This is a genomic window from Mesorhizobium sp. LNJC394B00 (genome assembly GCF_000502555.1).
Taxonomy (GTDB): Bacteria; Pseudomonadota; Alphaproteobacteria; order Rhizobiales; family Rhizobiaceae; genus Mesorhizobium.
In genome coordinates this window covers 18,681-34,185 of sequence record NZ_AYWH01000002.1, presented here as the reverse complement: position 1 = coordinate 34,185, position 15,505 = coordinate 18,681, and the positions used below count along the sequence as shown (strand labels likewise).

At 64.1% G+C, this 15,505-nt stretch carries 12 protein-coding genes and 1 pseudogene; 8 read left to right on the top strand and 5 right to left on the bottom strand.

Features of this window, described 5'->3' with window-relative positions; translation table 11 throughout:
- Nucleotides 1-3: 3 nt before the first annotated feature.
- Nucleotides 4-888 carry a sn-glycerol-3-phosphate ABC transporter permease UgpA gene (gene ugpA, locus X751_RS158875; protein ID WP_023731064.1) on the bottom strand — a complete coding sequence of 295 codons (885 nt, stop codon included), beginning with the start codon at nt 886-888 and terminating at the stop codon, nt 4-6.
- 71 nt (nt 889-959) lie between these two features.
- Nucleotides 960-2,270 (bottom strand): sn-glycerol-3-phosphate ABC transporter substrate-binding protein UgpB, encoded by a 1,311-nt coding sequence (gene ugpB / locus X751_RS158880; protein WP_023743999.1) that lies wholly within the window; start codon nt 2,268-2,270, stop codon nt 960-962.
- Between the two features lie 474 nt (nt 2,271-2,744).
- On the opposite strand from ugpB, the gene X751_RS158885 reads away from it, so the two are divergent.
- On the top strand, nt 2,745-5,192 hold the full coding sequence (locus X751_RS158885) for an EAL domain-containing protein (protein WP_023737452.1): 2,448 nt from the start codon (nt 2,745-2,747) through the stop codon (nt 5,190-5,192).
- Here X751_RS158885 and X751_RS158890 read toward each other — a convergent pair.
- Nucleotides 5,189-5,881, bottom strand: a complete 693-nt coding sequence (locus X751_RS158890) for a TlpA disulfide reductase family protein (RefSeq protein WP_023743998.1) — start codon at nt 5,879-5,881, stop codon at nt 5,189-5,191. The genes X751_RS158885 and X751_RS158890 overlap by 4 nt on opposite strands.
- A 34-nt stretch (nt 5,882-5,915) precedes the next feature.
- Here X751_RS158890 and argH point away from each other — a divergent pair, with 34 nt between their 5' ends.
- The 3 genes from argH to lysA all read left to right on the top strand — a co-directional run bounded on the left by argH (nt 5,916) and on the right by lysA (nt 8,940).
- Nucleotides 5,916-7,316 carry an argininosuccinate lyase gene (argH, locus tag X751_RS158895; RefSeq protein WP_023743997.1) on the top strand — a complete coding sequence of 467 codons (1,401 nt, stop codon included), beginning with the start codon at nt 5,916-5,918 and terminating at the stop codon, nt 7,314-7,316.
- Nucleotides 7,317-7,384: 68 nt separating this feature from the next.
- On the top strand, nt 7,385-7,591 hold the full coding sequence (locus X751_RS158900) for a hypothetical protein (RefSeq protein ID WP_023743996.1): 207 nt from the start codon (nt 7,385-7,387) through the stop codon (nt 7,589-7,591).
- An 80-nt stretch (nt 7,592-7,671) separates the two neighbouring features.
- A complete protein-coding gene (lysA, locus tag X751_RS158905) occupies nt 7,672-8,940 on the top strand; it encodes a diaminopimelate decarboxylase (protein ID WP_023743995.1) in 1,269 nt (422 codons plus the stop codon).
- A 20-nt stretch (nt 8,941-8,960) separates the two neighbouring features.
- Here lysA and X751_RS158910 read toward each other — a convergent pair whose 3' ends face one another.
- A complete protein-coding gene (locus X751_RS158910) occupies nt 8,961-9,263 on the bottom strand; it encodes a metalloregulator ArsR/SmtB family transcription factor (protein WP_023694025.1) in 303 nt (100 codons plus the stop codon).
- Nucleotides 9,264-9,313: 50 nt separating this feature from the next.
- Here X751_RS158910 and X751_RS158915 point away from each other — a divergent pair, with 50 nt between their 5' ends.
- From X751_RS158915 to X751_RS158925, 3 genes are all read left to right on the top strand, one after another.
- Nucleotides 9,314-10,255, top strand: a complete 942-nt coding sequence (locus X751_RS158915) for a threonine/serine dehydratase (protein WP_023743994.1) — start codon at nt 9,314-9,316, stop codon at nt 10,253-10,255.
- Nucleotides 10,256-10,390: 135 nt separating this feature from the next.
- Nucleotides 10,391-12,979 carry a TIGR02302 family protein gene (locus tag X751_RS158920; RefSeq protein ID WP_023743993.1) on the top strand — a complete coding sequence of 863 codons (2,589 nt, stop codon included), beginning with the start codon at nt 10,391-10,393 and terminating at the stop codon, nt 12,977-12,979.
- A gap of 40 nt (nt 12,980-13,019) precedes the next feature.
- A complete protein-coding gene (locus X751_RS158925) occupies nt 13,020-13,391 on the top strand; it encodes a glyoxalase superfamily protein (RefSeq protein WP_023743992.1) in 372 nt (123 codons plus the stop codon).
- Here X751_RS158925 and X751_RS158930 read toward each other — a convergent pair.
- Nucleotides 13,388-14,251: a LysR substrate-binding domain-containing protein gene (locus X751_RS158930; protein ID WP_023701399.1), complete on the bottom strand. Its 864-nt coding sequence runs from the start codon at nt 14,249-14,251 to the stop codon at nt 13,388-13,390. The two genes, X751_RS158925 and X751_RS158930, sit on opposite strands and share 4 nt — an antisense overlap.
- Before the next feature lie 226 nt (nt 14,252-14,477).
- Between X751_RS158930 and X751_RS01000000163535 the strand changes: the two are divergent.
- Nucleotides 14,478-15,504, top strand: a pseudogene (locus tag X751_RS01000000163535) (DMT family transporter).
- Nucleotide 15,505 lies beyond the last annotated feature (1 nt).

Here is a 15,505-nt window from a genome sequence, read left to right as displayed (position 1 = left end):
CGCTCAACCGTAGTGGACTTTGCGTTCCACATAGCGGAACTGGATGGCCGTGAGTGAGATGACGATGACCATCAGGATGACCGACTGCGCGGCCGAATCGCCGAGGATCAAATTGACGAAACCGTCATTGTAGACCTTGTAGACCAGCGTCTCGGTGGCCTTGCCCGGCCCGCCGCCGGTGACCGCATGGACGATACCGAAAGTGTCGAACAGCGCATAGACCGTGTTGACGACCAGCAGGAAGAAGGTCGTCGGCGCGAGCAGCGGGAAAACGATGGTCCAGAAGCGCTTCGTCTCCCCGGCGCCGTCCATGGCCGCCGCCTCTATCAACGTCTTCGGCACTGCCTGCAGCCCGGCGACGAAGAACAGGAAATTGTAGCTGATCTGCTTCCAGGCAGCCGCAGATACCAGCAGGATCATGGCTTGGTTTCCGTTAAGCAAGGGATCCCAGGCGATGCCGAGACCTCTCAAGGCGTAGGCCAGCGAACCGATCGAGGGATTGAACAGAAACAGCCACAACATGCCGGCAATCGCGGGCGCCACCGCATACGGCCAGATCAGCAGCGTGCGATAGAGGCCTTTGCCTCGCACCACCTTCTCGGCCATGACGGCAAGCAACAGGGCCACACCCATGGCGACGATCGCGGTCGCCAGAGAGAACACCAGCGTAACTTTGATCGAGTTGAGGTAGGCCGGGTCGGCCAGCACCTTGCGAAAATTGGCGAGCCCGACGAACTTGCTCTTCAGCCCGAACGGGTCTTCCCTAAGCATCGACTGGTAGAGCGCCTGCCCCGTCGGCCAGTAGAAAAAGATCAGCGTAATGGCGAGTTGCGGCGCCACCAGCAGGTAAGGCAGGGTCTTGTTGGGAAAGACGACGCGTGGAGACAGTGTGGTTCCCTCGCTGTTCAGGAAGTCGTCCACGCGGGTCCGCGTGGACGAGGTTCGACTGACAAACCGCTTCAGTTTCCGATCGCTTCCTGAATCGCCTTGTTGCCGCGTGCGACCGCATTGTCGAGCGCCTGCTGCGCAGTCTGCTGGCCGGCCAGCATCTTCTCGAACTCCTCATTCTCGATGTCGCGCACCTGCGGCAGGTTGACGAGGCGCACGCCCTTCGAGTTCTCGGTCGGCGCCTTGCCCAGCATCTGCAGGATCGGCGTCTCACGGCCCGGGTTCTTGTCATAGAAGCCGGACTTCTTGGTCGCCTCATAGGCAGCGAGCGTCACCGGCAGATAACCCGACTTCTGGTGCAGATACTCCTGCACTTCGGTCTTGGAGAGATAGGAGAAGAACGCCGCGACGCCCTTGTATTCCTCGTCCGATTTGTTGCCGAACACCCACAGGCTGGCGCCGCCCGGCGTGGTGTTCTGGGGCGCGCCCTTGGCGTCACTATCATAGGGAAGCTGGCCGATGCCGTAGTTCATGCCCGACTTGACGATGTCACCGAGCCCCCCCGACGATTCGGTGAAGATGCCGCATTCTCCGGCAAGAAAGATCTGCTTGGCTTCGGATGTACGGCCGCCATATTTGAAGGTGCCGTCCTTGGCCAGATCGGCGAGCGCCTGGAAATGATTGACGAAGATCGGCGCATTGATCTTGAGCTCGACGTCGGTTCCGGCAAGTCCGTTCTGGTTGGTGCCATAGGAAACGTCGTTCCAGGCCGCGAAGGCCTCAAGGTGGATCCAGGTCAACCAGGTCGAGGTATAGCCACAGGAAGCGGCGCCGCTCGCCTTGATCTTCTTGGCGGCTTCCCACACCTCGTTCCAGGTCTTTGGCGGGTTGTTCACATCAAGCCCGGCCTTCTGGAAAATATCCTTGTTGTAGTAGAGGATGGGCGACGAGGAATTATAGGGGAAGGACAGCATGGTCCCGTCCGGCTTCGAATAGTAACCGACGATGCCGGGCAAATACTGGCTCTTGTCGAAGGTCACGCCGGCGCTGGTTAGCACATCGGCCACCGGTTTGATCGCACCTTCGGCTGCCATCATGACGCCGGTACCCACGTCGAACACCTGGATGATGTCGGGCGCTTGCCCCGCACGATAGGCAGCGATGCCGGCATTCAGCGTTTCGGGATAGGTGCCCTTGAAAACAGGGAGAATTTCATAGTCGCTCTGGCTGGCATTGAAATCCTTGGCGATCTTGTCGACCACCTCGGCATTCGCGCCGGTCATGGCATGCCACCAACTGATCTGGGTGGCGGCGAAGGCGGAGGTGGTGGAAAGCAGGGTCAAGGTGGCGGCAACACCGGCCGCAAAGCCGAACAACTTCATGTTTCATCTCCCGTTTGTCATTGGCGAAAGGGGCACTCCCGCAAAGGCAATATGTGTCGCTGATGACAATCGGACAACGGATTTGTTGCTGTTTCGTGAATTTCATACCCGGCTAACTTCGCGCCCCCTCGCTCTGCAACGAGGACAGAGAGAAATGCCAAGCCGGCTCAGCGATACATGGGCGCGGTGGGCCTGCGACGATCGCCGACCGCCGGCGATGCATGAAGGGCCCCCGTGACAGCGCCACGCACCTGTACCATGCGGCCGCCATACCGGCGCTCGGCCAGATCGAGATCGGTAGAGCGGCATCGCGCCAAGCGCTGCTGTGACCCTGTCTGGAATGAGACAGGATCGCCGCAAGGTACAACCCGAAAAACCCGCTGTAGTTGTAGTTCGCATAACCGATTCTTCGTCAAGCGCGACATACTAATCAAGTGGACGGCTTGATTGCTGTGGGAGAGCAGGTGGGGCGAGATGCTGACGGTCTATAATTGTATCGTGCATGAGCACGATCTGAGACTGGTCGCACTGGCAGCGCTCATTTGCGGTATTTCTTCCTTCTCGGCGGTCAACCTGCTTCGCCATGTCGACCGCTCGAGCGAGCGCAACCGCTATACCTGGCTGATGATAGCAGCCACTTCCACCGGCTTCGGCATCTGGGCGACGCATTTCATCGCAATGCTTGCCTTTTCTCCCGGAATCCCCAACGCCTACAATGCGGAAATGTCGGCGCTTTCGCTCGCCGGTTCCGTCGCCCTGACCGCCGCGGGCATGTGGATCGCCACCTTGCGCCGGGGCATCGACTACCCTCTGGTCGGCGGCGCGGTCCTCGGCGCTGGTATCGCCGCCATGCACTATATCGGCATGGCCGCCTTCGAGGTCGAAGGGCGCATCGTCTGGAACCCGCTGCTGGTCGGCGTCTCGGTGCTGACAGGCGTCACCCTCGCCGCGCTGGCGCTGCTGGTCGTGTTGCGACGGCCGTCCATGCAGGCCACAATCGCCGCCGCCATCCTGTTGACGCTGGCGATCTGCAGCCTGCACTTCATCGCCATGGGCGCGGTGTCGATCTTCCCGGACTCCTCCATCCAGATATCGCAGTTCACGGTTGAACCGGTGTCGCAGGCCTTCGCCGCCGCTGCAGTCAGCATGGCTATCCTGGTGCTTTCAGCCGCAGCATTGTGGATCGACCTGCGTTTCCGGCGTCACAAGCTCGAGGCAGAGCGCATGCACGGCCTCGCCAACGCCGCCGTCGAGGGGCTGATCGTCTGCGACGGCGCCCGCATCGTCAGCGCCAATGACAGCATCGCCGCGCTAACCGGCATGGCGCCGGAAGTGCTGAACGCGATGCTGCTTGGCGATCTCTTCGGCGAACGCACCGCGGCCGGCATGTCCGACTGCAGCGGACAGGCACAGGAAGCGGAGCTCAGAGCCCATGACGGCGCCACCATCCCCGTCGAACTTATCGCCAGGAGCATCGACTATTGCGGCAAGCGGCACAGCGTGGTCGCCGTGCGCGACATCCGCGAACGCCGGAAGGCCGAGCAGGAGATACTGCGCCTCGCCCATTTCGACCCGCTGACCGGGCTCCCCAACCGCCGCAGTTTCTCCGGCCGGCTCGAGGCCGAAATTGCCGCAATGGACCGCGGCGGCAAGGGCGGGCATCTTGCGCTGCTGCTGCTAGACCTCGACCGCTTCAAGGAAGTGAACGACCTGTTCGGGCACGGCGCCGGCGATGCCATGCTGCAGAAGGTGGCGCTATGCGCCTCCGCCGTGCTCCGCCACGGACAGATGCTGGCGCGTCTCGGCGGCGACGAGTTCGCCATCATCGCTCCGAACCTTCCCGATCCGCAGGCGGCCGGCCGCATCGCCGAGGCGGTGCTGGCGGCCATGCGCGAGGAAAACCGGCTGTCGGTCGGTGGCGGGCTGGTGTCGGCCAGCATCGGCATTGCACTTTATCCGCTCGACGCCGATGAGCCGACACTCCTGGTCAGCCACGCCGACACCGCGCTCTACCGCGCCAAGGCCGAGGGCAAGGACACCTACCGTTACTTCGAGGCCTCGATGGGCGCCGAGGCGCGAGACCGGCGCGTGATGGAGCACGAACTGCGCCAGGCCATGGCGCGCGATGAGTTTCGCCTCGTCTACCAGCCACAAAAGGAGATCAGCAGCGGGCGGATGGTCGGGTTCGAAGCGCTGATCCGCTGGCGCCATCCGCAGCGCGGCGACGTGTCGCCGGCGACCTTCATCCCGGTGGCCGAAGACAGCGGCGTCATCATCCAGATCGGCGAATGGGTGCTGGCGACGGCCTGCGCCGAGGCTGCGCGCTGGAAGAACCCTCTCACCGTCGCGGTCAATGTCTCGGCGGTGCAGCTCCACAATCCGAATTTCAGCCGCAAGGTGCATGAAGTCCTGCTCGGCTCCGGCCTGACGCCCGGCAGGCTCGAACTCGAGATCACCGAAACGGCGCTGGTCAAGGACATGCCGCGCGCGCTGGCGACCTTGCGCCAGGTGAAGGCGCTTGGCGTGCGTGTGGCGATGGACGATTTCGGAACCGGCTACTCCTCGCTGTCCAATCTCCGCGCCTTCCCCTTCGACAAGATCAAGATCGACGGCTCATTCATCAAATCAGTCGACAGCAACGGCCAGGTGGCAGCCATCGTGCGCGCCGTTCTGGGGCTTGGCCGCGGTCTCGGCCTGCCGGTTTTGGCCGAGGGCGTCGAGACGCTGGGCGAGCTGAAATTCCTCGACGCCGAGGCCTGCGAGATCGGCCAGGGCTACTATCTAGGCCGGCCGAGCCCGATCGAGGCGTTCAGCGAACTGACCGGCGTCGCGGCGCCGGCGGCACAAGAGGACGCCAGCGTCAAACAACGCGGCGGCAGCATCTTGATGCTGCCGCCGGCGGCGGCCCTGCGCTCATCCTAAGGGGCGAGTGCGGCCTCGACCAGGCGCTTGGCATCCGGTCCCGACCATTCCGCCGGTCCGTTCATATGCGCGACCAGGCAGCCTTCGCCATCGATCAGCATGGTGACGGGGAGGCCTAGCGCCAAGCCGCGCGTCTTGACGTCGTTGAACAGCGCCAGCGTCGAATCGCGGTAGTAGCCGAGCGACCCGATGCCGATATCGGCGAGGAACTTCTTCGGCTTCACATCGTCGCCGGCATCGACATTGACCGCGACCACTTCGAAGGCATCGCTGCCCTTTTCCTTCTGCAAGGCGTCGAGCGCCGGCATTTCGGCGCGGCAGGGCGCGCACCACGTTGCCCACAAATTGAGCAGCACGGTCTTGCCGGCATGATCGGCGATCGTCATCGGCTTGCCGTCGGGACCGTTGAAGGCGAGACTTTTCAGCGATTGCGGCGGATCGGCGGGCAGCAATGCCGCCACCTGGCCGGTGGCCGCGGCGGCAACCTTTTTGGCGCGGTCGCTCTTGGCGGCGCAGGCGACATCGTTCTTGCTGTTGCCCGCGCCGGCCGCAGGTGCGCTGCCGGTGGCTGCGTTGTTGCCAGACCCGCTCTCGCTGACATATACCGCGACCGCGCCGGCCAGCACGCCCGCCAGCAAAGCGGCGAGGATCAGGCGCGGGGCCGGGAAGTATCTGTTACCGTCTGCCATTTTCTAAGACTGCTCCGGAGCACGGGTTATAGCGATGAGCGACAAGAAGGCCAGCAACCAGATGTGGGGCGGACGTTTTGCCTCGGGTCCGGCCGCGATCATGGAAGCGATCAACGCGTCGATTTCGTTCGACCGCAAACTCTATGCCCAAGACATAAGAGGTTCGATCGCCCACAGCGAGATGTTGGCTGAAACGGGCATTATTTCGGCGGCCGATCAAGAAAAAATCGCTCACGGGCTGAACACGATCCTGAAAGAGATCGAGGCCGGCACGTTCGAGTTCTCGACCCGGCTGGAAGACATTCACATGAACATCGAGGCCCGCCTTGCCGATCTGATCGGCCCGGCCGCCGGCCGCCTGCACACGGCGCGGTCACGCAACGACCAGGTGGCGGTGGATCTCCGGCTCTGGGTCAAGGACGAGTGCTTTCGCGTCGCCGAGGCGCTGAAGGGGCTGATCTCAGCCTTGCTCGATCGCGCCGAGGAGCATGCGGCGACCGTGATGCCCGGCTTCACCCACATGCAGGCGGCGCAGCCGGTGACCTTCGGCCACCATTGCATGGCCTATGTCGAGATGTTTTCGCGCGACCTGTCGCGCGTCCGCGACGCCATCGAGCGGATGGATGAAAGCCCGCTCGGCGCGGCAGCGCTTGCCGGCACCAGTTTTCCGATCGATCGCCACAAGACCGCCAAGGCGCTCGGCTTCCGCGAGCCGATGCGCAATTCGTTGGACAGCGTCTCCGACCGCGATTTCGCGCTGGAGTTTTTGAGCCTGGTGGCGATCTCCGCCACGCATCTGTCGCGGCTCGCCGAAGAAATCATCATCTGGTCGACGCCGCAATTCGGCTTTGTCAGACTGTCGGACAGTTTCTCCACCGGCTCCTCGATCATGCCGCAGAAGAAGAACCCGGACGCCGCCGAACTGGTGCGCGGCAAGACCGGCCGCGTCACCGGCCATCTCGTCGGGCTGCTGACCGTGATGAAGGGCATGCCGCTGACCTACGGCAAGGACATGCAGGAAGACAAGGAATCGGTCTTCGACGCCGCCGAGACGCTCGATCTGATGCTGGCGGCGATGACCGGCATGGTGCGCGACATGACGGTCAATGCCGCCGCCATGAAGAAGGCCGCCGGCTCGGGCCACGCGACCGCGACCGACCTCGCCGACTGGCTGGTGCGCACGCTGGGCCTGCCCTTCCGTGAGGCACACCATGTCACCGGTCGCGCGGTGGCGGTGGCCGAAGAGAAGAAGGTGAGCCTTGAAAAGCTGTCGCTGGAAGATCTGCAGTCGATCAACCCCGGCATCACGGCAGACATCTTCTCGGTTCTGGCGGTGCAGAATTCGGTGAAGAGCCGCACCAGTTTCGGCGGCACGGCGCCGTCGGAGGTCAGGAAGCAGATCCGCAGCTGGAAAAAGCGCATCGCCAAGGCATGATGCCGGGGTGCAATGCGCCTAAAACTCGGTTAAAAGCGCAGCACATAATGTTTCGGACGGATGGATCGATGACCGCAAGCAGGATTTTGGTGACGCTGACGCTGCTTACGGCGATAGCTGCCGTGACCGCTTGCGGCCGTAAGGCCGGTCTCGACACGCCCTATGAAGCGGCCGTCCAGGCCCGCAAGGACGCCGAGCGCGCCAAACAGCCGGTGCCGCCGGAGCCGGAAAAACCGGTCGTGGACAAGAAGTTCATCCTCGACCCGCTGATCTAGAGCCGATGAGACCGGCTTGGTCTTTCTGGCCAGGTCTCGTGCTAACCAGGTCTCGTGCTCCAACTTCCGGAAACACTCTCGTGAACCATTTCGATTACCGCGACGGCGTGCTCCATGCCGAGGACGTGGCGATACCAGACATCGCCGCAAGCGTCGGCACGCCGTTCTATTGTTATTCGACGGCAACCTTGACCAGACACTACCGGGTGTTCGCCGGGGCCTTTGCCGGGCTCGACACGCTGGTCTGTTACGCCTTGAAGGCGAATTCCAACCAGGCGGTGCTGCGGACGCTGGCAAAGCTCGGCGCCGGCGCCGATACCGTCTCGGAAGGCGAAATGCGCCGCGCGCTCGCCGCCGGAATCCCGGCCAACAAGATCGTGTTTTCCGGTGTCGGCAAGACCGCGCGCGAGATGGATTTCGCGCTCGAGGCCGGCATTCTCTGCTTCAATGTCGAATCCGAGCCGGAGCTTGAATTGCTGTCGGCCCGCGCCACCGCGCTCGGCAAGGTGGCGCCGGTGTCGCTGCGCATCAACCCGGATGTCGACGCCAGGACGCACAGGAAGATCTCCACCGGCAAGGCCGAGAACAAGTTCGGCATTCCCTGGCAACGGGCGCGCCAGGTCTATGCCCGCGCGGCCGGGCTGCCGGGCACCAAGCCCATCGGCATCGATACCCATATCGGCAGCCAGATCACCGAGTTGCAGCCCTTTGACGATGCTTTCGCGCTTCTGGCGGAACTGGTCGGCGCGCTGCGCGCCGATGGCCACCCCGTCGAGCATGTCGATCTCGGCGGCGGCCTCGGCATCCCCTACCGCACCGACAACAGCCCGCCGCCTCTGCCCGATGCCTATGCCGAGATCGTCAGGAAGCATCTGACAAAGCTTGGAGTGAAGGTGATGTTCGAGCCGGGCCGGCTGATCGTTGGCAATGCCGGCATCCTGGTCTCGGAAGTGATCTTCGTGAAGGAAGGCGACGCCAAGAACTTCCTCGTCGTCGACGCCGCCATGAACGATCTGATCCGGCCGACGCTCTACGATGCCTTCCACGACATCAAGCCGGTGGTGCAGCCGCCGGCCGACACGCCGCGCATGGGGGTCGACGTCGTCGGCCCGGTCTGCGAGACCGGCGACTATCTCGGCCTCGACCGTGACCTGCCCCGGCTCAAGTCTGGCGACCTCATTGCCGTCACCACCGCCGGCGCCTATGGCGCGGTGCAATCCGGCACCTACAACACCCGCCTACTTGTGCCTGAGGTTCTGGTCGACGGCGACCGTTTCCATGTCGTACGCCGGCGCCAGACCTATGACGAGCTTATCGGCCTGGATTCGGTGCCCGACTGGCTTGCATAGGAGCCGCCACGGCGGCTGCGCTACAGCCGGTTTTGGATGAGCATCCTTGTGTCGGCGATCCTGTCCTCGTCGCGGCGGTAGAACGTCCATTGCTTGATGCGCTTGGGCCGCAGCAGACCGGCCTGGGTAAGCACGCGCATATGTTCGGAGAGCGTCGCCTGCGTAATGCCGAGCTTCTCCGCGATCAGCAGCGCGCAAACGCCGTCCTCGACCAGATCGCCGTCTGCCTGGGCCGGGAAATGCGCCTGCGGATCCTTCAGCCAGTCGAGGATCTGCAGCCTGCGTTCATTGGCGATCGCCTTGAAGACATCAACCTCTTGCATTTAGCCATTTTGCCAAGTTACTAATTGCTGTCAATCCCAAGGAGATGGTCATGACGAACGGCAACACCGTCACGCGCGAACGCATTGCCGCGATGGAACCGCGCATCCGCCGCTATATCAGGCACACGCCGGTGCTGCGCGTCGACATGGCCGATTTCGACCGGCCGCCGCTGGCGGTCGACCTCAAGCTCGAATGCCTGCAGCATTCCGGTTCGTTCAAAGCGCGCGGCGCCTTCACCAATCTGCTCGAACGGCCGGTGCCTGCGGCCGGCGTGGTTGCGGCTTCGGGCGGCAATCATGGCGCCGCGGTCGCCTATGCCGCCATGCGGCTTGGCCACAAGGCGACGATCTTCGTTCCCGAAGTCAGCCCACCGGCCAAGCTGCAGCGCATCCGCGGCTACGGCGCCGAACTGATGGTCGGCGGCGCCCGCTATGCCGAGGCGCTGGCCGCCAGCGAGGCTTTTGCCGAAAAGACCGGCGCGCTGCAGATCCATGCCTTCAACCAGGAGGAAACATTGGTCGGCCAGGGCACGCTCGGCCTCGAAATCGAAACCGATCTGCCAGACATCGACACGCTGCTGGTCGCTGTCGGCGGCGGCGGCCTGATCGGCGGCATCGCCGCCTGGTTTGCCGGCCGCATCAGGATCATCGCCATCGAGCCCGAAGGCGCGCCGACGCTGCATCGCGCCTTCGAGGCCGGCCACCCCGTCGATGCGCCGGCCGAAGGCGTCGCCGCCGATTCGCTGGCGCCCAAACGCGTCGGCGAGATGATGTTCCCGATCGCCGAGGCCTTCGTCGAACGCTCCATCCTGGTCACCGACGACGCCATCATTGCCGCGCAGAAGGCGCTGTGGGAGCGGGTGCGGATCATCGCCGAGCCGGGTGGCGCCGCAGCCTTTGCGGCTCTCTTGTCCGGCCGCTACACACCGGCGCCGGGCGAGCGGATCGCCGTCCTTGTCTGCGGCTCGAATACCGATCCGGCGAAATTCTAACCTTGCTTCGACTGAAGTGGGACGCAAACCCGCCAAAGCTTTTCAAGTTTTCCGGAACCGCCTCGCCTTTGCCGTGTTTGCTGGTAAACTTCTGCTTGTTGAGTCCGGGCTATCCCGCCCGGGCAGGAAGGGCCGATGACGGAACGCCCCATTTCCAGTGGCGATCGCAGCCTGGCCGGGCGGCTTGCCCTGAGCCGGCTGGCGACACGGGTCTCGATGACGGTCGAGCGCGGTTGGCCGCTGCTTCTGCCGCTGCTCATCGTCGCCAGCCTGTTTCTCAGCCTCTCCTGGCTCGGCCTTTTCCCCAGGCTGCCTGACATTGCGCGTATTACCCTGGTCACGGCGTTCGGCATTGCCACGCTGGCGGCGCTCTATCCGCTGCGTTTCTTCAACCTTCCATCCGCCGCTGAAATCGACCGCCGTATCGAGGCCGCCAACCAGTTGCAGCACAGCCCGGTGCTGGTGCAGACCGACCGTCCCAGCGGCAAGGAAAGCATCTTTTCCCAGGCGTTGTGGCGCGAACACCAAAAGCGCATGGCCGACAAGCTCGGCAGCCTTGGCGCCGACCTGCCGCGCACGCGCGTGCCGGAGCGCGATCCGTGGGCATTGCGTGCCCTGGCGGCGCTGCTGTTGGTCACCGCTTTTGCCTTCTCCTTCGGGCCGTCCGGCGGCAGGCTGTCCGATGGTTTCAGTGCCCATGCGGCGCGCGACATCGTACCGCCCCGCATCGATGCCTGGGTGACCCCGCCGGCCTATACCGGCAAGCCGCCCATCTTCTTGACCGCGCCAGTCATCGATGGCAACGCCAAGCAGGCGGTTGCCACCTTCACCGTGCCGCAAGGCAGCGACGTCTCGCTGCGCGTGACCGGCGGCTCCGGCGAGGAAACGCTAAGCTTTGCCGACAAGGGCGGCAATGCTCGCGCCATCGACCCGTCGGGACCACAGGTGGCGGCCGTCAAGGCAGCGGCGGTCAACCCGGCGACCCCCAAGCTGCGCCAGTTCACCGGCAAGCTGACCGCCGACGGCACGCTGACGCTGAAGTCGGGCGAAGCCGATCTCGGTCGCTGGGCCTTCGCGGTGATCCCCGACAAGCCGCCGACGATCCGCTTCGTCGGCGAGCCCAAGCGCGCCGTCAACGGCGCCTTCGAGCTCAACTACCAGATCGACGACGACTATGGCGCGGCCACCGCAAAGGCGGTTTTCGCGCTGGCCGATCCGGCGGCGCCCGATGCGCATCCGCTCTACGGTCCGCCTGACCTGCCGCTGGCGCTGCCGCGCCGCGGCGGCAAGGCGAACGCCGCCAAGACCACCAAGGACCTCACCGAGCACGTCTGGGCCGGCGCCAGCATCAAGCTGTCGCTTGTCGCCACCGACGATGCCGGACACACCGCGACCAGCGAAACCAAGACTATTGTGATGCCGGAGCGGCCCTTCGCCAACCCGCTGGTGCGGGCGGTGGTCGAGCAGCGCCGCCTGCTGGCGCTCGACGCCAATGCCAAGCCGCGCGTGCTCGACCTGATGGACGCCATCACCCTGCGGCCCGAGGACACGTTCGACAACATGTCGCATTACCTCGCCATCATGAGCGCCCGCAGCCGGCTGAAGATGTCGGACAGCGACGATCAGTTGCGCAACGAGATTGCCTATCTCTGGGAAATCGCGCTCGGCATCGAGGAAGGCAATCTCTCGTCCGCCGAAAAGCGGCTCCGCCAGGCCCAGCAGGCGCTGCAGGACGCCATCAAGCGCGGCGCCAGCGACGAAGAGATCGAAAAGGCGATGAAGGAACTGCGCGAGGCGATGAACGAATTCCTGCAGGAATTCGCCGAGCGCGCCAAGCAGAACCCGAACGCGCCGCAGATGCAGCAGAACGGACGCGAGCTGCGCCAGAGCGATATCGACCGCATGATGGACCAGATCGAGAACCTGGCGAAGTCGGGCGACCGCGACAAGGCGCAGGAGCTGCTGTCGCAGCTGGAAAACATGATGAACAACCTGCAGGCCGGCCGTCAGCAGCAGGGCGGCGAGCAGGACAGCGAGATGCGCCAGCAGATGGACAAGCTGGGCGAGATCATGCGCCGCCAGCAGGAGATGATGAACGACACTTATCGCATGGACCAGATGCAGCGCGGAGATAATCAGCAGCCCGGCGAAGGCAATGGCGACGATCCGGACCAGCCGGGCGTCGGCAAGGATCGCGATCCTCTCGCCCGGCCGAAGTCGATGACACCGCAGGAATTCGCCGATGCGATGAAGCAGCTGCAGGAAGGCCAGGGCCAGTTGCAGAGCGAACTCGACAAGCTGAAGAAGGGCCTGGAAGGCATGGGCATGCAGCCCAATGAGGGGTTTGGCGACGCTGGCAAATCCATGGGCAACGCCGAAAAGTCGCTTGGCGAAGGCGAAGGCGACCAGGCAGTCGGCCACCAGGGTCGCGCGCTGGAAGCGCTGCGCAAGGGCGCCAAGGAGATGATGAAGCAGCTGCAGGCGATGCAGGGCGACCAGGGCGGCAGCCAGGAAGGTGGCCGCCAACAGGACGCCGGCCGCGATCCGCTGGGCCGGCCGCGCGCCAGCCGCGGACCCGATTTCGGCGATTCGGTGAAGGTGCCCGACGAGATCGACGTGCAGCGCGCCCGCCAGATTCTCGAAGCGATTCGCAAGCGGCTCGGCAACGCGCTCAGCCCCGACATCGAGCGCAGCTACCTCGAGCGGCTGCTGGAGCTGAAGTAGCCTCAAGGCAACATCCGTCGAACTGAATGGTATCAGCGCCATGCCGAAACTCGGTGCCGTCACGCCCATCCTGCGCATCTTCGACATCGCCAAGGCACGCGAATTCTATGTCGACTTTCTCGGCTTCAAGGTCGAGTTCGAGCACCGCTTCGACGACAATGCGCCGCTCTACATGGGTGTAATCCGCGACGGCTGTGTCCTGCATCTGAGCGAACATCATGGCGACGGCGCGCCGGGTATAGCCATGCGCATCAAGGTCGAGGACATCGCGGCATTGCACCGCGAACTGATCGGCAAGAGATACCGCTACGCCCGGCCGGGCCTCGAAACCACGTCGTGGCAGACCCGTGAAATGTCAGTCGGCGACCCCTTCGGCAATCGCCTGCATTTCTACGAGGATGCAACAGACTAAGCCGGCCGGTTGACGAATGCCTCGCGGATCGCCTCCTGCATGCCGTCGATAGCTTCGCCTGAGGCATTTGGGCTGCGGTGCATCACCACATTCGAGGAATCGATATGGCCGAACCCGTCAGCGGCGGTGAGTTCACGACAGCCATCCGGAATATTGCTGTGCGAGATCGGCGCGATCGCCAGGCCAGAGGTGACGGCGAGCTTCAGGCCGCCGGTGGTGTCGCTGGTATAGGCGACACGGTAGGCCAGCCCACGCTGCTCAAGCGATTTGATGGCAAAGTCCTTGCACCAGCCGGCCCGGTTGTAGAGCGCGATCGGCACCGGCCGCTCCTCATGCATGTGATGCAGGCTCGATGTCACCCACACGGTCGGATCGTGCATCAGCACCTCGCCGCCGGAAGGATCCTGCCATTCGAACACCACGGCGAGGTCGAGTTCACCGGCCGCCAACGCTGCCAGCTGGGCGCCCGAATGTGCATAGCGCACGGTGACCTCGACCTTGGTGTGACGCTTCGAGAAGGCGCCGAGCGCGCGCGACAGGATGGCGTGACCATATTCCTCGGGAATGCCGATGCGCACAGGCCCGCCAAGCGGTGCCGCCGCCATCGATGCCGCCGTCTCGTCGAGCAGAGAGACGATGCGGCGGGCATTGACGATCAGCTCGCCGCCACGGCGCGTCAGCGCCACGCCGCGCGAGCCGCGTTCGAACAGGCTGTCGCCGACCAGCTCCTCGAGCTTCTTCATCTGCATCGACACCGCCGACTGGGTGCGCCCGGCCTGCTCCGCCGCCCGGGTGAAATTGCCCGCTTCGGCAATGGCGACGAAGGTGCGCAGGAGATCGCTGTCGAGGGTTGGCCGCATCGAATCCGTCATAAGCAAATTTGATCTCTGGTATCATTCCAATTCGTTTGCAACATGTCAAACGCCGCAGCATAGTCCGCTCACCCATTGGATATGCCGCCGCGAAATCGGCTGCGGACCAATCAAAGAGTCCTCACTCATACCCGCTGCCCGAAACGGTGGCGGGTTCTTTTTACCCCATGGCCGGGCGGCTGCGGGCAGTTAAGGCAAGGGCCGGCAGAACAACATGCGCAACCGGATCGTTCTCGGCATCATCAGCCTGTGCCTTGGCGTGCTGGTGTTCTCGCTCCAGGACCCGCTGGTCAAGGCGGTGTCGGCCGGCTATCCCGTGACCGAGGTGATGTGGATCCGCTCGATCGTCGCTTTGCCGATCCTGGTCGTTCTCGTTCGCGCCGATGTCGGCCTGCGGGCCATTGTCTCGAAGCGGTTCGGCCTGCTGACGATACGCGCCTTCATCCAGTTCTCCTCCTATACGGTCTACTATCTGGCGATCGCTGCCTTGCCGCTCGCCGACGCGGTGGCGCTCTATTTCATGGCGCCCCTGTTCATCATGGCGATAGCCGGGCCCTATCTCGGCGAGCGGGTATCCTGGCAGGCTCTCGCCACCGTGCTGATCGGCATGCTGGGCGTGGTCGTGATGCTGCGCCCGGGCGCCGGCCTGTTCGACTGGGCGGCGCTGCTTTCGTTGGGCTCGGCTTTGCTCTACGGCTTTTCACAGCTGATGGCGCGCAAGATCGGCGACNTGGGCGGCGCTGCTTTCGTTGGGCTCGGCTTTGCTCTACGGCTTTTCACAGCTGATGGCGCGCAAGATCGGCGACACCGAATCCTCCACCGTCATGGCCTTCTACCAGAACGGCGCCTATCTGGTCGGCGCCGCTGCGGTTGCCGGCACATTCTGGCTTGCCGGCATAACCCATGCTGTCCACCCCAGCCTCGAATTCCTGGTGCGGCCGTGGGTCTGGCCGACGACACCGGATTTCCTCAAGATGGCGGCCTGCGGCTTCGTCGCTTCGGCCGGCATGATCCTGCTGTCGCAGGCCTACAGGCTGGCGCCCGCCAACCGCGTCGCCACCTTCGAATACACCGGGATTATCTGGTCGCCGCTGTGGGGCTTCCTGTTCTTCGACGAGGTGCCGCGCTCGACCACCGCCATCGGTGCGGCGCTGATCATCGGCGCCGGTCTGCTGGCGCTCAACACCGAACGGCGCCGGAGCGCTGCGCCTGTCCTCGCCGCGTCTCAGGATGCCGCCTGAA